The sequence below is a fragment of the Pseudomonas putida genome (assembly GCF_050990305.1).
GTDB classification, from domain to species: domain Bacteria; phylum Pseudomonadota; class Gammaproteobacteria; order Pseudomonadales; family Pseudomonadaceae; genus Aquipseudomonas; species Aquipseudomonas putida_AH.
This window is the reverse complement of the sequence record NZ_CP158817.1, coordinates 3,976,288-3,997,552: the sequence shown is the minus strand read 5'-3', so window position 1 is coordinate 3,997,552 and position 21,265 is coordinate 3,976,288. Positions and strand designations below refer to the sequence as shown.

General features: G+C 60.0%; 16 protein-coding genes and 2 pseudogenes. 5 read left to right on the top strand and 13 right to left on the bottom strand.

From position 1 onward, the window contains the following. The first annotated feature begins 83 nt into the window (after positions 1 to 83). Positions 84 to 346 (top strand): annotated as a pseudogene (locus tag ABTV22_RS17980) (DUF6124 family protein). A gap of 278 nt (positions 347 to 624) precedes the next feature. Here ABTV22_RS17980 and pcaG read toward each other — a convergent pair. From pcaG to ABTV22_RS17945, 7 genes are all read right to left on the bottom strand, one after another. Further along, positions 625 to 1,227, bottom strand: a complete 603-nt coding sequence (gene pcaG / locus ABTV22_RS17975) for a protocatechuate 3,4-dioxygenase subunit alpha (protein ID WP_433735845.1) — start codon at positions 1,225 to 1,227, stop codon at positions 625 to 627. Positions 1,228 to 1,239: 12 nt separating this feature from the next. Next, positions 1,240 to 1,959 carry a protocatechuate 3,4-dioxygenase subunit beta gene (gene pcaH / locus ABTV22_RS17970; protein ID WP_433735844.1) on the bottom strand — a complete coding sequence of 240 codons (720 nt, stop codon included), beginning with the start codon at positions 1,957 to 1,959 and terminating at the stop codon, positions 1,240 to 1,242. Positions 1,960 to 2,085: 126 nt separating this feature from the next. Continuing rightward, a complete protein-coding gene (gene pcaQ, locus ABTV22_RS17965; protein WP_433735843.1) occupies positions 2,086 to 3,015 on the bottom strand; it encodes a pca operon transcription factor PcaQ in 930 nt (309 codons plus the stop codon). A gap of 167 nt (positions 3,016 to 3,182) precedes the next feature. Further along, positions 3,183 to 3,977, bottom strand: a complete 795-nt coding sequence (locus ABTV22_RS17960) for a glycosyltransferase (protein ID WP_433735842.1) — start codon at positions 3,975 to 3,977, stop codon at positions 3,183 to 3,185. A 71-nt stretch (positions 3,978 to 4,048) separates the two neighbouring features. Continuing rightward, positions 4,049 to 4,258: a co-regulatory protein PtrA N-terminal domain-containing protein gene (locus tag ABTV22_RS17955; RefSeq protein WP_433735841.1), complete on the bottom strand. Its 210-nt coding sequence runs from the start codon at positions 4,256 to 4,258 to the stop codon at positions 4,049 to 4,051. Positions 4,259 to 4,692: 434 nt separating this feature from the next. Continuing rightward, on the bottom strand, positions 4,693 to 6,084 hold the full coding sequence (locus ABTV22_RS17950) for an ATP-binding protein (protein ID WP_433735840.1): 1,392 nt from the start codon (positions 6,082 to 6,084) through the stop codon (positions 4,693 to 4,695). After that, a complete protein-coding gene (locus ABTV22_RS17945) occupies positions 6,062 to 6,754 on the bottom strand; it encodes a response regulator transcription factor (RefSeq protein WP_433735839.1) in 693 nt (230 codons plus the stop codon). Before ABTV22_RS17945 ends, ABTV22_RS17950 begins: the two co-directional genes overlap by 23 nt. A gap of 117 nt (positions 6,755 to 6,871) precedes the next feature. Here ABTV22_RS17945 and ABTV22_RS17940 point away from each other — a divergent pair, with 117 nt between their 5' ends. The 4 genes from ABTV22_RS17940 to ABTV22_RS17925 all read left to right on the top strand — a co-directional run bounded on the left by ABTV22_RS17940 (position 6,872) and on the right by ABTV22_RS17925 (position 13,320). Beyond that, complete coding sequence (locus tag ABTV22_RS17940) at positions 6,872 to 7,561, top strand: response regulator transcription factor (protein WP_433735838.1); 690 nt, start codon at positions 6,872 to 6,874, stop codon at positions 7,559 to 7,561. Between the two features lie 103 nt (positions 7,562 to 7,664). Then, positions 7,665 to 9,083, top strand: coding sequence for an efflux transporter outer membrane subunit (locus ABTV22_RS17935; RefSeq protein ID WP_433735837.1), 1,419 nt, complete (start codon positions 7,665 to 7,667; stop codon positions 9,081 to 9,083). Further along, positions 9,080 to 10,246 carry an efflux RND transporter periplasmic adaptor subunit gene (locus ABTV22_RS17930; protein WP_433735836.1) on the top strand — a complete coding sequence of 389 codons (1,167 nt, stop codon included), beginning with the start codon at positions 9,080 to 9,082 and terminating at the stop codon, positions 10,244 to 10,246. The genes ABTV22_RS17935 and ABTV22_RS17930 overlap by 4 nt, the downstream gene beginning before the upstream one ends. Further along, entirely contained in the window at positions 10,243 to 13,320 is a 3,078-nt protein-coding gene (locus ABTV22_RS17925; protein ID WP_433735835.1) for an efflux RND transporter permease subunit, read from the top strand. The genes ABTV22_RS17930 and ABTV22_RS17925 overlap by 4 nt, the downstream gene beginning before the upstream one ends. A 722-nt stretch (positions 13,321 to 14,042) precedes the next feature. On the opposite strand, the pseudogene ABTV22_RS17920 reads toward ABTV22_RS17925, so the two are convergent. From ABTV22_RS17920 to ABTV22_RS17895, 6 genes and pseudogenes are all read right to left on the bottom strand, one after another. After that, positions 14,043 to 14,155, bottom strand: a pseudogene (locus ABTV22_RS17920) (DUF6124 family protein); the annotation flags it as partial. Positions 14,156 to 14,205: 50 nt separating this feature from the next. Further along, positions 14,206 to 15,474: an OprD family porin gene (locus ABTV22_RS17915; protein WP_433735834.1), complete on the bottom strand. Its 1,269-nt coding sequence runs from the start codon at positions 15,472 to 15,474 to the stop codon at positions 14,206 to 14,208. Between the two features lie 179 nt (positions 15,475 to 15,653). After that, entirely contained in the window at positions 15,654 to 17,426 is a 1,773-nt protein-coding gene (locus tag ABTV22_RS17910) for an acyl-CoA dehydrogenase C-terminal domain-containing protein (protein WP_433735833.1), read from the bottom strand. A gap of 68 nt (positions 17,427 to 17,494) precedes the next feature. Further along, positions 17,495 to 19,165 carry a cation acetate symporter gene (locus ABTV22_RS17905; RefSeq protein ID WP_433735832.1) on the bottom strand — a complete coding sequence of 557 codons (1,671 nt, stop codon included), beginning with the start codon at positions 19,163 to 19,165 and terminating at the stop codon, positions 17,495 to 17,497. Further along, entirely contained in the window at positions 19,165 to 19,491 is a 327-nt protein-coding gene (locus ABTV22_RS17900; RefSeq protein ID WP_433735831.1) for a DUF485 domain-containing protein, read from the bottom strand. Before ABTV22_RS17900 ends, ABTV22_RS17905 begins: the two co-directional genes overlap by 1 nt. Before the next feature lie 124 nt (positions 19,492 to 19,615). Beyond that, positions 19,616 to 21,238, bottom strand: a complete 1,623-nt coding sequence (locus ABTV22_RS17895) for an acyl-CoA synthetase (RefSeq protein ID WP_433735830.1) — start codon at positions 21,236 to 21,238, stop codon at positions 19,616 to 19,618. Positions 21,239 to 21,265: the final 27 nt, after the last annotated feature.

Below are 21,265 nucleotides of genomic sequence, written 5' to 3'. Positions count from 1 at the left end.
GAAGGTGTTTCCGGTTGGGAGGCAGCAAATGGCAACGCAGGTGCTGGCCTGTTTCACTTCGCACATGACGGCGGCTGCGGCAGATGCAGCGGGGTCTTGATCAGGCAGCCGCCGACATCAACGCCACCTCGGCAAACTCAATATCACCTTCATCGTCAACCTCGGTACCCAAGCCCTGCTGGCCCATGCCTGCGAGTCGCTGGCCTCAGCCAATGTCATGACCCTGGATCTGGCGGACAGGACGGAGGGGACGAGTCGTAACACGCTACTGGGTATCGCGCAGGTCATCATGTTGGGTGAGTTGGCAGTGAACCGGGCGTTGGATCGGATTGAATTGTCGCAATAGAAGATCAAAAGATCGCAGCCTTCGGCAGCTCCTACAGGGAACGCATTCCAAATGTAGGAGCTGCCGCAGGCTGCGATCTTTTTTGCTTGCGCCATTCCCTGGGGCTCAGCCCATGCCAGCGCTGAAAGGCACGGGTGAGCGCACTTTGGTCGCTGTAGCCGAGCAAGATGCCCTCCACAGTAGGCCTATCAACCGTAGTTTCGCCCGACGCATCGGACGTTAACAGCGGAGAGCGCCAGGGTGCCGGGCGCTTGCGCCTCAACACCCTGACTGGGGCATCAGAAGTCGAAAAACACGGTTTCTGCTTCGCCTTGAACGTGAATATCGAAGCGATAGGCCAGCTTGCCATCCACCGTGCAGCGTCGGGCGACCAGGGATTCGCGACGATGGGGTTGTTCGATCAGGTTCAACACGGGGTCCAGTGCATTGATCTGCGCTTCGTCGTCGAAATACAGTCGGGTTTGGAGGTGAATGTTGATGCCACGGGCAAACAGCGCCACGTTGACGTGGGGAGCCATGGGAACGCCTGCAGCGTTTTTCACGATGCCGGGTTTCACGGTGTTGATCGTCCATTCACCGACGTCTGTGGTGGCGGTACGGCCAAAACAGTTGAACGGTTTTTCCAGGTCATAGCCGGTGTCGTAATCGCCATTGTGATTGGCCTGCCAGAGCTCCAGAAACGCGTCACGGATCAAGTGTCCATTGCCGTCGTAAACATGGCCCAGCAATACAATGTGCTCGCCTGGCGCGCCGGGTTTGGCCATTTCATTCCAGATTTCCTGCTCACGCGGCGGGTTACCGGCGGCTTCCAGCGCCAGGCCGATGTGCACATAGGGGCCGGCCGTTTGCGACGGGGTTTCAGGCAGCAGTTGAACGGGCATACGCAGGCCTCCTCAGCAGTTTTCGAAGTGGGTCTTGCGCTGGCCGCGCAGGACGATATCAAAACGATAAGCCAGGCAATCCATGGGATTGGCCATGCTCATATCAAGCTTCGCGATCAAGCTCTGCACCGCCTCCGGGTTGGCAATCGACTTGACGATCGGGCACATCGGGATCAGCGGGTCACCTTCGAAATACAGCTGGGTAATCAGGCGCGTGGCAATGGACGGGCCACTGATGGAGACATGGATATGCGCGGGTCGCCAATCGTTGGGACCGTTGCGCCAAGGGTAGGGGCCAGGCTTGACGGTGCGGAAACTGTAGTTGCCATCGCGGTCCGTCAGTGCACGGCCAACACCGCCGAAATTCGGGTCGAGGGGGGCCAGGTAGCTGTCTTTTTTATGACGGTAACGACCACCGGCATTGGCCTGCCACATTTCCACCAGGGTGTGGGGAATCGGTTTACCGTACTGATCGCAGACGCGGCCGGCGACGATGATGCGCTCGCCGACGGGCAGGCCGCCGTGATTGAAATTCAACAGCAGATCGTTATCGTGCCGCCCCATCTTCAGGTGGGAAAAGTCCGGGCCACTGGTTTCCGAGAGCGATTGCGGGATGCTCACCAGCGCCTGACGCGGCGATCTGAGGATCGAGGTCTTGTAGTCAGGGGTCAGGGCTTTGGGATGCCAATTACGGTCACGAATGACGAAGCGGCTGTCGTGCGCATCAGACATGTCGTTTTTCCTGTTGTTATGGTTGGACAGAGGCGGGCACTGCCTTGGCAGCGACTCGTCACCTACTGTCCTCTTAAACGGGCCAACCCGAAAATGAAAAAATCGACCTTATCCATGTCCAAATGGTTATGGATGTTTTCCTTCCCGATACTCCTGGCCCACCTCGCGCAATGTCTCCACGCACCATTGCGCCGCCTGTGCCAGCGGCAACGCCGGATTTGAGCAGAACCCCACGGAACCGCCCGGCTCACGCATTTCCAGGTCGAGCTCTACCAACTCACCTTGGCGCAAGTCCTGCCTGACGGCGTCGAGTGGGGCGACCCAGATGGCCTGACTGCATTGCACATAGCGCCGGCTCAGGGCTATCGACAGGGTCTCCAGGCGCTGACGGGACGGTGTTATCCCATGCTGCACAAACAGGCTGTCGGCGAATTTGCGGATCGTCGTCCCCGCGGACGGCAACACCAACGGATAGTCTTCCAGGTGTTTAAGCCCAGGTGAGTCTGTGAGTGCCGGATGGCCGTTACGCACGACCAGGGTCATGGACTCGCTGTAGAGGTGCTCGAACGCCAACCCCTGAATCAACGGGCTATCGGTCATCCTGCCGACCACCAGGTCGAGCTCACCGAGCCGTAGGCGCGACAGCAGATAGGCGCTGGGCCCGGTCATGACGCTGACCACCAACGCGGGGTGTCGGGCGTGCAAGCGGCAGATAACCTCCGGAACCAACAGACTTTCGACGGTGGACAGCACGCCCACTTGCACGGTGATGGGCTCATGTACGCCGGAGCGCAAACTATTGACCCCTTCGCGCAGCGATTGCACGCTCGGTGCGGCATAGCGCAAAAAGGCCTCGCCGGCCTGGGTCAGCGTCGAACCCTTTTTACCCCGTTCAAACAGGGTGGCTTCGAGCAGCAGCTCCAGCTCCTTCAGCGTCTTGGAAAGCGCCGGTTGGCTGATTGCCAAATTGTCGCAAGCACGGGCCAGGCTACCTTGGCGCGCCACCTCGAGAAAACACACCAGGTGACGGAATTTGATTCGAGTATCGATGTTCAATCGCTCGTTCTTCCTTCGTCGTATGGCATCCATTATCGCTGGATATGAAGCGTTTGTGCGGTTGTCCGGAATTCTCTGGCCATTGGCTGCGATGATCTCAAATGATCGAAGCCGTTGGTGGTGATCGCTCTTTGTCGGATATGGGTTCGGCGCATGCGGTGATCAATTCACCAGGCTCTCAGGGGTGTCCCTTGGGTAATCTGCTCGTACATCCGGACCCGGCGGTGATTGCGCGCATAACCGCCCATTGCCGATACGGTGCCGCTTTGAATGTGATCCAGGTAACGGAACAATTTGCGCGGTGAAATAGAACGCACCGAGTAGCCCAGGGCCGTCATTCGATCCTGCAGTTCATAACCTGGATTTCGTCCATCCATTTGAAAGTGAAAATCGTATTGCTTGAAGAGCGCCACATTCCACAGCGTGCAAAAGCTCTTCAGGTGCTTTTCTCGATAAGGCTTGGGTGCTCTTGCATGAAAGCCTAGCGCCAACAGACTCCGTCGGGTGTAGTGCTTGCAAAAACGTGAGGCCAGGCGCCAGGCCGAGCGAACGAAGCCCCGGTCCAGTTGCTCCAGGCAGCCGACGGCGGCCACTTCGCGCCGCGCTGCGCATTGGTCGAGCATCATGGCGAAGACTGCAGGATCGTAAATGAAGGTATCGGTGTGCAACAGAAACAGATAGTCGGTTTCAACCCTCGCCAAAGCGAGATCCAGCGCCCGGCCATGGGCAATGTTTCCCGCTTCAGGGCCTGTGTGTTTGCGTTCGATCAGTTCAATCCAGTCCAGTGAGCGCAAGTACTGGCTGCTCGCATCGTCGGAGTGGTTATCCACCACAATCACCGGCACGCCTGTCCCGCGCAGCGCCGTCTGTAGAAGCGTGAGACAGGTTTTGGTCAGCTCAAGTGTTTTGTAGTTAACCAACGCAATGCTGTAGTTGGCTGTCGTTGGAGTTGGACGATTCATAACCTGTTGTGCCTCGATGATTTAACCGATACCGCGCAAGATTTCTCAAGGTTGACGGGGTAAAAGCCCCCTCAATTCGAGCGTGAAACGTCGTTGGAAGCGGCGTTCTGATTGCTGGCCGTGGCGGTCGTCGTGGCAGAGCCTGAGTGTTGATTGGAGGCCATGGCGGTTGCCCTGGCGGCTTCCATTTTGGCTACCACGGTATCGCCACCACCTTCTGCCATTGCGGCGACAGAGGCAGTCATCAAGGTCACGATCAAAAGGGCTTTAAGGCTGTTCATGAGTATTCTCCAGTATTGAGTTGGGCCAACACGGTGTTGGTTGGCTTGGACTCATCTTGATGCTCACGGCCTTTCACCCTGTTCGCCGGAAAATGAATTTTTCGACAGGTTGGCGGCGGGGTAATGCTGTTCACAGTAGGAGCGGGCTTGCCCGCGATGGCGGTGCGTCAGTCACCATGAAGTTCGATGTGCCGGCCTCTTCGCGAGCAGGCTCGCTCCCACAGGGATCGCTGTCGCGCACGGGATTTGCGTACAACCTTGATCAACTGTGGGAGCGAGCCTGCTCGCGAAGGCGCAGCGTCAGTCACCGTTGATGTTGGATGTGCCGGCCTCTTCGCGGGCAAGCCCGCTCCTACAGGGATCTCTGTCGCACACGGGATTTGCCTACAACCCTGATCAACTGTGGGAGCGGGCTTGCTCGCGAAGGCGGTGTGTCAGCCACCATTGATGTTGGATGTGCCGGCCACTGCTGCTTTACCCAGCAGATCGATGCGACAGCCAGGCGTCGCGTCACCGACAGTCAATTTCAGATCGTGCAAGCGCGCAACAGCGGAGACCATGCTCAACCCCAGGCCATTGCCCGGTGTGTGCCGGCTCGATTCGCCGCGGTACAGCCGGCGCAACACGGCTTCGCGCTCACCTTGGGCAATGCCCGGTCCGTTGTCCGTGACGCGAATCCCGACGGTGCCTTGATCAGCAATCACCGACAGGTTCACGTGGCTATGGTCGGGAGAAAACTTGATGGCGTTGTCCAGCAAGTTGCAGATCGCATCAAACAACAGTTGTGCATCGCCTGCGATGATCGCGGGCGACGGGCTTTCGTTGAGGGTGAGGCTGATGCCGCGTTCTTCGGCCAGGGGTTCATACAGTTCGGCTGCATCGGCGCTGATCAGGTTCAGGTCCAGCGTCGCGAAGTGACTTCGGCGCGCGCTGTTTTCGATTTCCGAGATACGCAGCAAGGCCTTGAACGTCAGTAGCAGGGCTTTCGCTTCGTTGAGCGCTGCATCGATGCTGGCGGCGTATTGCGCTTCATCCAGGCCGCGCCGCTGGGTGCGCTCAAGGCCGGCGATCAGGCGGGTCAGCGGGGTGCGCAGGTCGTGGGCGATGTCGTCGCACACACCCTTGACCTCGCTCATCAAACGCTCCAGTTCATCGAGCATGCCGTTGACCACCGAGGCCAGTCGGTCGATGTCGTCGTTGGTGCCCTGGATCGGCAGTCTGCCGGTCAAGTCGCCTTCGATGATGCCCTTGATCGAGCGGCTGACCTTGTCCAGCCGTCGGTGCGCCGAATAGCCCAACACCACCGCGCCAAACAGGCCGACCACCAGCAACAGCACGCCACCGGACACCAGCGCCTTGATCAGCAGTTCGTCGAATTCGCGGATGTCGTGGATATCCTGAGCGACCAGCAAGGTCTTGCCATCGGCCAGTTGATGGACGATGAAGCGGATCGGGCGCTGGTGTCCGTTGGCCTTGCGCCAGTCGAACTCCTGAGGCTTGTCGTAGGCAGAGAAGGGCGGCAGTTGCTGGATGGCCCCGGCAATGAACTGGCCTTGCGCATCGAACAGGCTGTGGGGCAGGCGCGCTTCGACATCCTGCACGGCGTGATTGCGGATCTCCCGAAGTTGCAACTCGGGGTCCTGCGCACTGCGGTTTTCCACTTGGCGATACAGCGCAGTGTCGGCTTCGGTTTTCAGGTAGAACGCCGTTTGCCAATAGACGTAGCCGAACAGCGCCAGGAACGAACAGCCGAACAGCCCGAGAAACAGCAGGCCGGTGCGAAAACTGATGGTGCGCGGGATCTCACTCAGGCGAACGGAGGACATAACCGGCTCCACGAATGGTATGGATCATCGACGGTTCATCTTCGCCGTCGATCTTACGCCGCAAGCGGCCCATGTGGACTTCAATCACGTTGGTGCGCTCGTCGTAGGCGTAGTTCCACACCGCTTCGAACAGCATGGTGCGCGTGACCACTTGCCCGGCATGGCGCATCAGGTGCTCGAGCAACGCGTACTCGCGGGGCACCAGCTCAATGACCCGGTCACCCCGTCGTACCGTGCGGCTCAGCAGATCGACGTCCAGATTGCCGACGCGCAAACGCGTTTCCCGAGCTTCGGCGACCGGTTCGGCGCGGCGCCGGTTCAAGGCATCCAGGCGTGCAGTCAGCTCGATGAATTCGAAGGGTTTGGTCAGGTAGTCATCACCGCCCGCGCGCAGGCCGCGAACCCGTTCATCCAGCGCGCTCAAGGCACTGAGGATCAACACCGGGGTGCTGACGCTCGCGGCGCGCAAGGCGGTGAGCACGCCGAGCCCGTCGAGACCACCGGGCAACATGCGGTCCAGGACGATCAGGTCGAACGGTTCGCTCAAGGCCTTGAGCAGTCCTTCGCGACCGTTGTGGACGCAGCTCACGGTGAAGCCGTGATCGCACAGGGCGGCTTCGATTTCGCGGCAGGTAGGCAAGTCGTCTTCGACGACCAGAACATGGGTCATGGCTATTGGACCGCTCACTTGATCGGGCAGAGGTGGCATAGTGTGACAAAGCTGGCGGCGGCGCCACGTTCCCGCCAGTTAAACAAAAGTTTAGGTTTGATTTGTGGAGAAGCCGCCGTGCGCATTCTTGTGGTTGAAGACGATGCCCAGACAGCCGCCTACCTGCTGCGCGGGTTGAGTGAAAGCGGGCACATCGTCGATATCGCCAGCGATGGCAACAGTGGTCTGGGCATGGCCCTGGAGCAAATCCATGACGTGCTGATCGTCGACCGTCGTTTGCCCGGCCTCGACGGTATCGGCCTGATCAAGGCTGTGCGAAAGCAGCAATTGCGGGTGCCGATCCTGATGCTCAGCGCGCAGGCGTCCACCCTCGACAAAGTCGAAGGTCTGCAGGCCGGTTGCGATGACTACCTGGCCAAGCCCTATGCGTTCGCCGAAGTGCTGGCACGGCTCGATGCCTTGTTGCGCGGGCGCGATCCGGTCGCCGGCGCAGCGCGCCAACTGCAGGTGGGCGAGTTGCAACTCGATTGCGCCACACGCACCGCCGTGCGCCAGGGTCGGGTGATTGCCTTGCAGCATCGCGAAGCGCTGTTGCTGGAAAAGCTCATGCGCCACAGCGGTCAGGTGGTGACCCGCGACATGCTGCTCGACAGCGCCTGGGACTACGACTTCGACCCCAACGACAACGTCATCGACAAACACATCCATCGTTTGCGGCGCAAACTCGATGAAGGTTTCGACCACTCGCTGATCCGCACCGTGCCTGGCGCCGGCTACAGCTTCGAGGTGTCGCCGGAGCAGGGTTAAACAAAAGTTTATCTGCCGACGAACGCTCTGGCAGGCACCTCTCGCTATCTTCGCTGCATTCGTGGATCGCTCCACAGAGGCTTTAGCGGGGGATAGCTTGCCCATGTCGGTTTCAACCTTGGCGGCGCGCAGCAGGCGCGGTGCGTGTTTTTCATGCGTTTCGTTGACGCTGCTCGGTGTGCTGATGCTGGGCGGCTGTTCGATGGTGCCGACCTATCAGCAGCCCGAGTTGCCCCTGGCGCAGCAGTTCAATGGCGCGACCGACAGCCCCGCGGCCCAGGGCGGCCAGTGGTGGCGCGAGTTTCACAGCGCCGAACTGGATCAACTGATCGCCCGTGGCCTGGCCTCCAACTACACCCTCAAAGCGGCGGTCAGCCGTATCGATGAGGCCCGCGCCTCGGCGCAGGTGGCCGGTGCGGGGCAATACCCGGCGTTGAACCTGGGCGGTAATTACCAGCGGCAGAACAACTACGGCACCACGGAGAAACGCAGCGTTTTTGCCGAAGCGACCTACGAGGTCGACTTTTGGGGCAAGCAGCGTGCGGCGGCAGATTCCGCCGATGCCTTGGCCAATGCCACAGTGTTTGATGCGCAAACCCTGCGCATGAGCCTTGGCGCGAGCATTGCTGATCGTTACTTCGAAGTGCTGTCGCTGTCGGATCGGCTGCGCCTGGCGCAATCGATTGCCGACGATGCGCGGCAGGTGCTGGATCTGGTGCAGGTCCAGGCCAGCCAGGGCGCGGTGTCGAACCTCGAAGTCGAACAGCAGCGCAATGCCATGCAGACCTTTGAAGCGGCGATGCCGCCACTGCGTCAACAGCGGGACCTGGCGTTGTACCAGTTGGCCGTACTGGTCGGCACCCCACCGGAAGGGTTTACCGTGCAGGGCGACGGCTTGAACGCTCTGCAAGTGCCGCAGCCGACCACCGGCCTGCCGATTGGCCTGCTGCGCCAGCGTCCCGACATACAGGCGGCCGAGGCACGCCTGAAGTCTGCCAACTTTGATATCGGCGTCGCCCGCGCCGCGTTTCTGCCGAACCTGTCGCTCGACCTGCTGGGCGGCATCGACACGCTGGCCGGCGGGCAGATCTGGAGCGCCATTGGCACGATCAGTCAGCCGTTGTTCGCCGGTGGTCAGCTCAACGGCCAACTGCATTTCGACCAAGCCCATGTGCAGGAACTCGCCTCAAGCTATCGCGAGTCGATTATCGAAGGTTTGCAGGACGTGGAAACCCAGCTCAGCGCCGCCCGCGAGCTGGACAAGAGCTACGCACTGAACCAATCCGCCGTGGACTCGGCCCGTGAGGCGGCGCGTCTGGCGCAGGTGCGCTACCGCCTCGGCTCCACCGATTTCCAGACCCTGCTGATCGTCGAACGCACCCAATACCAGGCCGAAGACACGCTGTTGCAGGTTCGCCTCCAGCACTTGCAGGCCGCCGTCGGCCTGTTCCGCGCCCTGGGCGGGGATTTCTCGACCGACGCCCTCGCATCCAATTCTTCTGCTCAGGTGGCTCACCCATGAATGCCTTGAACCCACGTCGTCGCGTTGTTTTCGGAGGGCTGGTGGTGCTATCGCTGGCGGCTGCCATCGGCGGTTTCCAATGGGTGAGGCAAGCCCATGCCGCGCCGGTAGTGCCCGCAAGCGGTGCGGTGCCGGTGCAGATGAGCCAGGTCAGCCGCCAAGACTTGCCGATCTGGATCAGCGCCATTGGCAATGTGCAGGCGCTCAACAGCGTCAATGTGCGGGTGCGGGTCGACGGCGAGCTGCAAAAAGTCCTGTTCAATGAAGGCCAGACCGTCACCGCCGGCAGCCTGCTGGCGGTGATTGACCCACGGGTGTATCAAGCCCAGGTCGCTCAGGCCCAAGCCTTGGTCGCCAAGGATCAAGCGCAGTTGGCCAACCTGAAGGTCAACCTTGATCGCGCCAGCAAACTGGCCGCCGCCAAGGCCGGGCCTACCCAGGACGTCGACACGTATCGCGCGCAACTGGCCGCGCAGCAAGCCACGTTGCAGGCCGATCTTGCGGCACTGGACGCGGCGCGCCTGCAACTGGAGTTCACCCAGGTCAAGGCCCCGTTGACCGGCCGCACCGGCCAGCGTCTGCTGGATGTCGGTTCGATTGCCCATGGCGCCGAAGCCACCGGTTTGGTGACCATTACCCAGATGAATCCGATTTCAGTCGCGTTCGCCGTGTCCCAGGACGAACTGGCGCAAATTCTCCAAGAGAACGCCAAAGGCGCGTTGCAGGTGGTGGCGATGACCCGCGATGGCCAACAGGAAATCGCCCGTGGCCAGTTGAGTTTCATCGACAGCCAGGTGACCGCCGCCAGTGGCCAGATCCAGCTCAAGGCACAGTTCGACAATGCCGATGCCAAACTCTGGCCGGGTGAACTGGTCAGCGCGCGGCTGCTGGTGCAAACCCGCAAGGACGTGGCCGTGGTGCCGGCCGATGCCGTGCAACTGGGGCGTCAGGGTAATTTCGTCTACGTGGTGGATGCCGATCAGCGGGTTCAACCGCGTCTGGTCGATGCCGGTACCGTCGTGGATGGCAAGCAATGGATTCGCCAAGGCTTGGCGGCGGGGGAGAAGGTGGTGGTGCAGGGCCAGTCTCGGATCGCGCCGGGTCTGAAGGTCATGCCGGTGAAGACCGACACCGCGTCCGATCTGGCGGAGGCTGTCCAATGAATGCGCTGGCCGGACTGATTCAACGGCGCGTGGGGCTGAGCCTGCTGGCCCTTGGGGTCATGCTGTTGGGCGCGTTTGCCTACTTTCAACTGCCGGTGGCACCGCTGCCAACCGTGGATTTTCCGACCATCCAGGTCACTGCCAAACTCTCCGGGGCCAGCGCCGAAACCATGGCATCGTCAGTGGCGACTCCGCTGGAGCGTGCGTTTGCCGCCGTGCCGCAAGTGACCTCGATGACCTCCTCGAGCGCGGCGGGCAAAACCCAGGTGGTGCTGCAATTCGACCTGTCGCGGGACATCGATGGTGCTGCGCAGGACGTGCAAACGGCGATCAACACCGCCACGCCGAACCTGCCGAAGACCATGTCCAGCGCGCCGACCTTCAACAAGGTCAACCCGGCCGAAGGTACGGTGATGTCGCTGGCGGTGACGTCCCCGGTGCGAACGTTGCCGGAACTCGATCGCTACGCCGACAACTACATTGCCCAACGCTTGTCGCAAATGCCCGGTGTCGGCCTGGTGGATTTTCACGGCGAACAGAAACCTGCGGTACGGGTGCAGATCGATCCCGATGCGCTGGCCGCTCGCGGCCTGACCCTGGAGGATGTGCGCAGCGTGATCGGCGTCAGTACCCTGGATCAACCCAAGGGCACCCTCGATGGCCAGAGCCGTTCGATCACCCTCGGTGCCACGGATCAACTGCTCGACCCGCAGCATTACCGCGACCAGGTCATTGCCTACAAGAACGGCATGCCGATCAAGCTCGGTGACCTGGGCCGGGTGATCGACGGTGCCGAAGACACCCAGCAAGCGGCGCAATTGGGGGCCGAGCCCACGGTGATCGTCGACATCCACAAACAGCCGGGTTTCAACCTGCTGTCGACCATCGCCACGATCAAGGCGAAATTGCCTGAACTGACCGCCTCGCTGCCGCGCGACGTACAGGTGCAGGTGGTGGGCGACCGGACCCAGACCATCGAGGCCTCGGTCAATGACATGCAGTTCACCTTGCTGTTGTCGATTGCCCTGGTGGTCGTGGTGATCTTTGTGTTCCTGCGCAAAGCCACGGCGACACTGATTCCCAGCCTGACCATTCCGCTGTCGCTGGTGGCAACGTTCGGCGTGATGTACCTGCTGGGCTACAGCCTCGATAACCTGTCGATCATGGGCCTGGCGATTGCCGTCGGGTTTGTGGTGGACGATGCCATCGTGGTGATGGAGAACATCGTCCGGCACCTGGAAATGGGCAAATCACGCCTGCAATCGGCGGTCGACGGCCTGCGCGAAGTGGCGTTCACCATCATCTCGATGACCGTGTCGCTGATCGCGGTGTTCCTGCCGATCCTGCTGATGTCCGGGATTGTCGGGCGCTTGATGCGCGAGTTTGCGGTGACGGTCAGTGTGGCGATCATCATGTCCGGGATCGTGTCCCTGACCATCACCCCGATGCTCTGCGCCTGGCTGCTCAAACCCCATGCCGACCAGGAGGAAGGGCGCTTTGCCCGGGCCTGCGAGCGTGTGTTCGATGGCCTGCACAACGGTTATCGGCGCAGCCTGGATTGGGTGCTTGACCACCAGCGCATCACCCTGGCCGTGGCCATCGCCACGCTGGCGGCGACGGCGGTGTTGTACGTCGGCATTCCCAAGGGCTTCTTCCCGCAACAGGACAACGGCTTGATTCAGGGCGTGGCCGAAGCGGCGGCGGACATATCGCCTCAGGCGATGCGCGTACAAGTCAACAAGGCTGCCGAAGTGATCGGACAGGATCCGGCGGTGGCGCGGGTGTACTTCTGGATTGGTCCTAACCCGACCGTCAGTCAGGGCAAGGTGATGATCAACCTCAAGCCGTTCGACGAGCGCACCGCCAGTGCCGCCGAGGTAATCCGCCGCCTACAACCGGCGCTCGATAAATTGTCCGGGGTCAAAGTGTTCATGCAGGCCAACCAGGACATCCAGATTGGCGGGCGGGCCAGCAAGACCCAATACCAGTACACCCTGCAAGACCCGGATAGTGCCGAACTTGACCATTGGAGCGGGGTGCTGCTGGAAAAACTTAAGACCTTGCCGCAATTGCAGCACGTCACCTCCGACCAGCAGCAGGCCATCGCCCAATCGACCCTGGTGATCGACCGACCCACGGCGGCGCGCCTGGGGGTGACGGTGCAGGCCATCGACGATGTGTTGTACGACGCCTTTGGCCAACGGCAGATCGCGACGATGTTCACCCAGCTGGACCAGAACCACGTGATTCTGGAGCTCGATCCGAGTTGGCAAACGTCGACTGTCACCCTTGAACACCTGTTTGTCCGCGCCAGTTCCGGCACTCTGGTGCCGTTGAACCTGCTGGCCAGCGTCAAGACCGAACAGGTGCCGATCATCATCAACCACCAGGGCGTATTCCCGGCGATTACCCTGTCGTTCGACCTCGCACCAGGGCACGCCTTGAGTGAAGCGGTGACTGCGATCAATCAGGCGTCTTTGGCGGTTGCGATGCCCGACACCGTGATCGGCAGTTTCCAGGGCACCGCCCAGGCGTTCCAGGATTCGTTGAAATCGCAACCCTGGTTGATTCTGGCGGCGATCCTCACCGTCTATATCGTGCTGGGGGTGCTGTACGAAAACGCGATTCACCCGTTGACGATCATTTCGACCTTGCCGTCGGCCGGTTTCGGCGCGCTGCTGGCGTTGATGCTCTGCGGTCAGGACCTGTCGGTATTGGGGATGATCGGCATCATTCTGTTGATCGGCATCGTCAAGAAAAACGCGATCATGATCGTCGACTTCACCTTGCAGGCCCAACAGCGGGGCCTGTCGCCCCGGGAGGCGGTTCGCGAAGGGTGCCTGTTGCGTTTGCGACCGATCCTGATGACTTCCCTGGCAGCCTTGCTCGGTGCCGTGCCGCTGGCATTCGGGCACGGTGCCGGCTCCGAGTTGCGCCAACCCTTGGGCATTGCGATTGTCGGCGGCCTGGCGGTGTCGCAGATCCTGACGCTCTACACCACGCCCGTGGTCTACCTGTGGTTTGAACGCCGGCGGGGCAGGGTGCAGCGCAACACCACCGAAGTCGCCATTTAAAACTGTCGGCCGTCCCCCTTGTAGGAGCGAGCACGCTCGCGATGGACGTCAACGATAACGCGGGCTGTCTGAATGACCGCGTTGCTCAAACACTCTTCGCGAGCAAGCCCGCTCCCACAGGTTTAACACGGACCTCTGTAGGAGCGAGCATGCTCGCGATGGACGTCAACGATAACGCGGGCTGTCTGGATGACTGTGTTGCTCATACGTTCTTCGCGAGCAAGCCCGCTCCCACAGGTTTAACACGGACCTCTGTAGGAGCGAGCATGCTCGCGATGGACGTCAACGATAACGCGGTCTGTCTGAATGACCGTGTTGCTCAAACGTTCTTCACGAGCAATTCCGTTCCCACAGGTTTAATGCGGACCTCTGTAGGAGCGAGCATGCTCGCGATGGACGTCAACGATAACGCGGGCTGTCTGGATGACCGTGTTGCTCATACGTTCTTCGCGAGCAAGCCCGCTCCCACAGGTTTAACACGGACCTCTGTAGGAGCGAGCATGCTCGCGATGGACGTCAACGATAACGCGGTCTGTCTGAATGACCGTGTTGCTCAAACGTTCTTCGCGAGCAATTCCGTTCCCACAGGTTTAATGCGGACCTCTGTAGGAGCGAGCATGCTCGCGATGGACGTCAACGATAACGCTGTCTGTCTGGATGACCGTGTTGCTCAAACGTTCTTCGCGAGCATGCTCGCTCCTACAGGTTCGGGTTCAGATTTTTCAGCGTGGAACGACCTGATCCAACACCCGATTCGCCGTGATCTGCGCCAGCATCACGCTGTTGGAAATCCCCAACAACGCATGGCGATCCCACCCTCCAGATGATCCATCACAAAGCTAAAAGCTACTCAAGGCAGCCTTTAGCTATAAACAATGTGTACTCCTACCAGATCGCCAAGGTGTAGCTGACGATCAAACGATTTTCATCCAGGTCGCTGCCAAAATTGGTCGAGCGCACTGTCGCGTTACGCCACTTCACTCCGACGTTTTTCAGTGGGCCGCTTTGTACAACGTAACCGATGTCGGTATCGCGCTCCCATTCCTTACCCTCAGGACGGTTACTGCCCAGATCAATGTTGTCGCCGTTTATGTAGCGGGTCATGAAGGTCAGGCCAGGCACACCGATGGCCGCGAAGTTGTAGTCGTAGCGAGCCTGCCAGGACTTTTCGTCTTTGCTGGCGAAGTCGCCGATCTGCACGAAGTTCACCAGGAACGCGTCGGCGCCGTTTACGTATGCATAACCGGTGTCACCACTCATGCTCTGGTAGCCAAGGCCCAACGCATGTCCGCCGAGGTTATAGGTGAACATCGCACCGAACGCGTTGTTGTCCACATTGCTGCCGCCATCGTCCCTTGAACGGGCAAAGCGCAGATCCGTCTTCAGCGACTGGCCCGTGGCGACTGGCAACACGTAGGTCAGGTTGACCAGGTGTTGGCTATAGAAGTTGTCGAGATGCCCATAGCTGTAGGCTGTAGCGAGATTGCCGGTCCATTTGTAATTCAGGCTGGCGAAATCAAACCTGTCGCTGGTGGCATTTTGCGTGGTGATGCCTTTGGCGCCAGTTCGGGTGATGCCCATGTCCTCGTAATCCGAAGAGTCACGCTGATTGACCTGTGTCAGTCGCCCGGCATCCACCGTCATGCCTTCAATTTCCAGCGACGTCAGCTGACCGCCCTCGAACGTTTGTGGCAGTAGCCGTGAATCGTTGGCCAGTATCGTTGGCAGTTTAGGCATCAGCGTGCCGAGTTTCAGCGCACTTTTGGAGGCGCGCAGTTTAGCGGTAAGGCCCAGTTCGCCATATTCGTCCTGGGAACCATCACGAGGGTTGCCATGGCGTTTGAGCAGGCCGGAACCCGCGCGATCGGGGCTGGAATCAAGCTTGATGCCCTCCAGGCCGAGAGCATCGAAACCCACGCCAATCAAACCTTCGGTGTATCCCGATTCATAGCGCAGCAGGAAACCCTGTGCCCATTCCTCTTGCATGGATTGCGCGGCATTGGTTTGGCGAAAGTCACGATTAAAGTAGAAATTGCGCAGTTCAAGGCTGGCCTTGCTGTCCTTGATGAAGTCAGCAGCAGCCGGGGCTGAAAGGCTGATGACACCACCAGTGAGCAGGATTCGGGTAGCGAGAGTGCGGGTGTTGCGGTCCATGTTAAAGCTCCTTTGTTTTTATTTTTGGAATCATGGGTCTGCCACCGGCCGACTGGAGCGCGATGTCCATGGGGCAGTGCAGGTGTGAAGCAGCCCTCGCCGGTGGGGCGAGGGTTATTGGATAAAAAAACGCCAACGCCGAAAGAGAGGAGTTGTTTGACGTGGCGTCGGCTTAATCGTCAGAACTGTTCTGCGCGCAGGCCATACAGCGAGGCACTGCCGGCCCGAATGGTTTGTTCCAGGCTAAAAATGCGTGGCAGCAAGCGGTGGATGTAAAAGTCGGCGGTGGCGATTTTCGCGTCGTAAAAATCTTCGTCTTCGCTGCGTTTTTGCCGGGCAACCTGAGCCATGCGCGCCCACAGCCAGGCGTAGGCGACGTAACCGAACAAGTGCAAATACTCCACTGAGGCAGCACCGACTTCATTGCGGTTGGTTGCGGCCTTGTCCTGTAGCCAGTCGCTGATGCCCTCCAGGCGCTGCACGGCATCGAGCAGCTGTGTGGCATAGGGTGCATCGGGTTGAGTCGCGAAACGGCGAATCTCGCGAGTGAACTGGCGAAGCGCTACGCCTTTATCGGCCAGCACTTTGCGTCCGAGCAGGTCCAATGCCTGGATACCATTGGTGCCTTCGTAGATCTGTGCAATGCGCACATCGCGGACCAATTGTTCCTGGCCCCATTCGCGGATGTAGCCATGGCCGCCGAAAACCTGCTGGCCGTTGATGCAGCTTTCCAGGCCGATGTCGGTAAAAAACGCCTTGGCCACTGGCGTCAGCAGCGCAACCAGGACCTGCGCGTTATTGCGCTCGCTGGCATCGTCTGAAAACTTCGCCAGGTCCAGTTGTTGCCCGACATAACTGGCGAACGCACGGCCGCCCTCTGTCATGGCTTTCATGCCAAGCAGCATGCGCCGCACATCCGGGTGAACAATGATCGGGTCGGCCGGTTTGTCCGGGAACACGGCACCGGTGGGTGCCCGGCTTTGAATGCGTTCGCGAGCGTAGGCGACGGCACTTTGGTAGGACGCCTCGGCGCAGCCGATGCCCTGAATACCGATGGACAGGCGTTCGTAATTCATCATGGTGAACATCGCCGCCAAGCCTTTGTTTTCCTCTCCGACCAGCCAGCCACTGGCGCCGTCGAAGTTCATCACGCAGGTGGCCGAGGCCTTGATGCCCATTTTGTGCTCGATCGAACCGCAACTCACGGCGTTGGCAGCGCCTAGGGAACTGTCGGCATTGACCAACACTTTAGGTACGACAAACAGCGAAATGCCTTTCGGACCAGCAGGCGCATTCGGCAGTTTGGCCAGCACCAGATGAACGATGTTCTCGGTCAGGTCCTGATCGCCCCCGGTGATGAAAATCTTGCTGCCGGTAATCTTGTAGCTGCCATCCGCCTGAGGTTCGGCGCGGGTGCGGATGAGCCCAAGGTCGGTGCCGGCATGGGCCTCGGTCAGGCACATGGAACCGGCCCAGCGGCCTTCATACATCGGGGGCAGATAGAGGTTTTTCAGGGTGTCGCTGGCGTGGGCATCCAGCGCCAGGCAGGCACCGGAACTCAATGCTGAATACAGCGCAAAACTTGAGTTGGCGCCATAGAGCATCTCTTCGAACTGCACGGCCAGCATTTTTGGCATACCCATGCCACCGAACCTGGCGTTGCCGGACAGTCCCACCCAACCGCCTTCGATGTAGGTTGCGTAAGCCTGTTTGAACCCGATGGGGGTGGTGACTCGCCCCTCATGCCATTGCGCGCCTTCTTCGTCGCCGCTGCGATTGAGGGGGGCAATAAGGTGCGAGGTGACTTTCGCCGCCTCCTCAAGAATGGCGTCCGCCGTATCGATATCAATGCTGTCGGCCAGGGCTGGCAGGCGCGCCCACATGGCCGGGGCATCGAACACTTCGTGCAGCACAAAGCGCATGTCGCGCAGCGGAGCTTTGAATTCGGGCATAAGGTAAACCTCGTTGGGACGGTTGTGGCAAGGGCACGGCGCCGCACACGCGGGCCGTGCCCCTTCATTCAATGATTCGAAGCGCTGGCAGCGCCGAGACCGGTCTGAGCTCGAACGAACTGGTCGGCGTAGGCATCACGCTCCTTGTCGGCGCGTGCACTGCGGTCGAGTCTGGACACCACGACGATCACCAGGAAGGCCAGCGGCATGGAGAACAGTGCTGGATGCTCGTACGGGAAGATGGCTTGCGCATGCCCGAGTACGGTCACCCAGACAGGTGGCGACAGGATGACCAGTGCCAGTGCGCAGACCAGGCCAGCAAAACCGCCCACGATCGCGCCTTTGGTCGTCAGGCCTTTCCAGTACATGGCCATGATCAGCACCGGGAAGTTGGTCGAAGCAGCGATGCCGAACGTCAGGCCCACCAGAACGGCGACGTTCATCTTCTCGAACAAAATGCCCAGCACAATCGCGATAACGCCCAGGCCCACAGTGGCCATGCGGGTCACGCGCATTTCCTGTTTCTCGTTCGCCGTTCCTTTCTTGTATACGGTGGCGTAGAGGTCATGGGAAATCGCCGAAGCACCGGCCAGCGCCAGGCCGGACACCACCGCAAGGATGGTTGCGAACGCTACAGCGGCAAGGAAACCGAAGAACAGATTGCCACCGACCGCTTTGGCAAGGTGCATGGCAACCATGTTGCCGCCACCGATCAAGGCACCGCCGACTTCGCCATTGACGTAGTACTGCGGGTCGGTGCCAATGATCACCATTGCGACAAAACCCAGGGTGCAGACCACGAGGAAGAAGAAACCGATGAAACCGGTAGCGTAGAACACCGACTTGCGGGCTTCCTTGGCACTAGGCACGGTGAAGAAGCGCATCAGGATATGCGGCAGTCCGGCAATCCCGAACACCAGGCCCAGGGACATCGATACAGTGTTTATCGGGTTGGCGAGCATTGAGCCCGGGCCCATGATGTTCCAGCCGCTGGCGTGAACACTTACGGCTTTTTCGGCCAGGGTTTCATAGCTGAAACCGAACTGCGACATCGCCATGACCGCGAGGGTAGTGCCGCCAACGAGCAGCAGCACAGCCTTGATGATCTGGACCCAGGTTGTGGCGATCATTCCGCCGAAGATCACGTAAATCAGCATCAGCACGCCAACTATCATCACCGCAACGGGGTAGTCGAGGCCAAACAGCAATTTGATCAGTTGGCCGGCTCCGACCATCTGCACGATGAGATAGCAACACACCACCGTCAGCGAGCCGAAGGCTGCGAAGATCCGCACCTTGTTCTGGTCCAGGCGATAGGAAACGATGTCCGCGAAGGTAAAGCGTCCGAGGTTGCGCAGACGCTCGGCCATCAGGAAGGTAATGATCGGCCAGCCAACGAAGAAGCCGATGGTATAAATGAAGCCATCGTAACCCTTGGCGAATACCAGGCTGGAAAGCCCCAGCAGGGTGGCTGCGGACATGTAATCGCCGGCAATCGCCAGGCCATTCTGAAACCCGGTGATACCACCGCCCGCGGTGTAGAAATCCGAGGTGGATCTGGTTTGCCGCGCGGCCCACCAGGTGATAGCCAGTGTGCCGAGGACAAACACGAAGAACATGCCGATCGCATTCAGGTTCAGTGGTTGCTTTTGCACCGCGCCCATCGTCGGCGCGGCGAGTGCAATGGAGGCCGGCAGTAGACCGGTAGCGGCGAGGATCAGTTTGCGCAACAGAGTCATCACTTGCTCTCCTCGATAATGGCTGCGCCCAATGCGTCAAAGCGCGTATTGGCGCTGTAGACATACCAACCGGTCAGTAACCAGGAAAACACGATCATTGCCGCACCGACCGGCATGCCCAAAGTCATCATGCGATGTTCGCCGAGCGGTGCATGCAGCCAATGCGGGGCAAAAGCCACCACCAGCATGAACAGGTAATAAGCGCCCAATACGATGGCGCTCAACGACCAGGCCAGGCGTGAGCGGCTACTCACCAGTTGACGGAATTTCGGATTGCGCCGTATGCGTTCGCAACGTTGGGTATCGGTTGAATGGATGTCGGTCATCAATAGCTCCACATTGTTTTTGTTATTGGTGTGTATGGGCAGGGCATTGCCGAATTCGGCCTGCACGAACCCGAAGCAGCAGGTGAAAACACCTGCCGCTTGATGGATGCAATGTCAGATGGGGTTAGAGCGCCTTGGCCCGGTCGCGCAATACGTACTTCTGGATCTTGCCCGTGGACGTCTTGGGCAAGAGGGTGAAAATCACTGTGCGCGGTACTTTGAAACCGGCCAGATGCTCACGACAGAAACTGATGATGTCAGCCTCGCGAACGTCCAGATGATCAGCTTTCAAGGTTACGAAGGCGCAGGGCGTTTCGCCCCATTTCTCATCCGGACGGGCGACCACGGCGGCTTCCATCACACCCGGGTGGCGATAGAGCACGCCTTCGAGTTCGATGGTGGAAATGTTCTCGCCGCCCGAGATGATGATGTCCTTGAGCCGATCCTTGATTTCGACGTAACCGTCGGGATGCCATACGGCCAGGTCACCGGTGTGGAACCAGCCGCCTTCGAACGCTTCGGCAGTGGCGGTCGGATTCTTCAGGTAGCCCTTCATGACGGTGTTGCCGCGCAAGAAGATCTCACCGATTGTCTGGCCGTCACGTGGGGTTGGCTCCAATGTTGTGGGATCACCGACCATCACGCCTTCGAGCGTTGGGTAGCGCACGCCCTGTCGGGACTTGATTTGCGCCCGTTCCTCCAGAGGAAACTCATCCCATTCGGCGTGCCAGGCGCAAACCGTCACTGGGCCATAGGTTTCGGTCAGGCCAAACACGTGAGTCACCTTGATGCCCATCTCTTCGACGGCACCGATCACTTTGGCCGGCGGCGCAGCGCCCGCGACCAGGGCATTGACCGGGTGATCGATGGCCGCTTTCGCCGATTCTGGCATGTTCACCAGTGCATTGAGCACGATCGGCGCACCGCACAGGTGAGTGACCTGATGCTCGCGGATCATCGTGAGGATTTTCTGCGGATCGACCCGGCGCAGGAATACGTGCACACCGGCCAGGGCGGTGATGGTCCATGGGTAGCACCAGCCATTGCAATGGAACATCGGCAGGGTCCAAAGGTAGACAGGATGGTTGCCGATGGCCCAGGTCATCTGATTACCCAATGCGCTCAGGTACGCGCCGCGATGGTGGTAAACCACGCCTTTTGGGTTGCCGGTGGTGCCTGAAGTGTAATTCAGCGAAATGGCTTGCCACTCGTCGACCGGCCATTGCCAGTCGAATGCCGGGTCGCCTTCGGCCAACAATGCTTCGTAGTCCAGGTCGCTTGCAGCCTGACCTTCACCGTACTCCGGGTCATTGACGTCGATCACCAGGGGCGGGTGATCCAGCATGCCAAGCGCTGCGTGGATCACGCCATGGAACTCGCGGTCGGTAATCAATACCTTGGCCTCGCCATGCTGCAGCATGAACGCGATCGCCTCGGCATCCAGTCGAACGTTGAGCGGGTTGAGTACGGCGCCAATCATCGGAACACCGAAATGCACTTCGAGCATTTCGGGAATGTTGGGCAGCATTACCGCCACGGTGTCGCCCTTGCCGATACCGCGACCGGCTAGCGCCGAGGCCAGACGTCGGCAACGGGTGTAGGTCTGCGCCCAGGTGCGGCGAATAGAACCGTGGATAACGGCGGGGTGGTTCGGATAAGTGCTGGCAGTGCGCTCGATGAAGCTGAGCGGGGACAAGGCAATGTGGTTGACAGCCGAAGGGCCTAGGCCTTGGTCATAGATAGACATGTACGGGTACTCGATGGCTGATTGTTA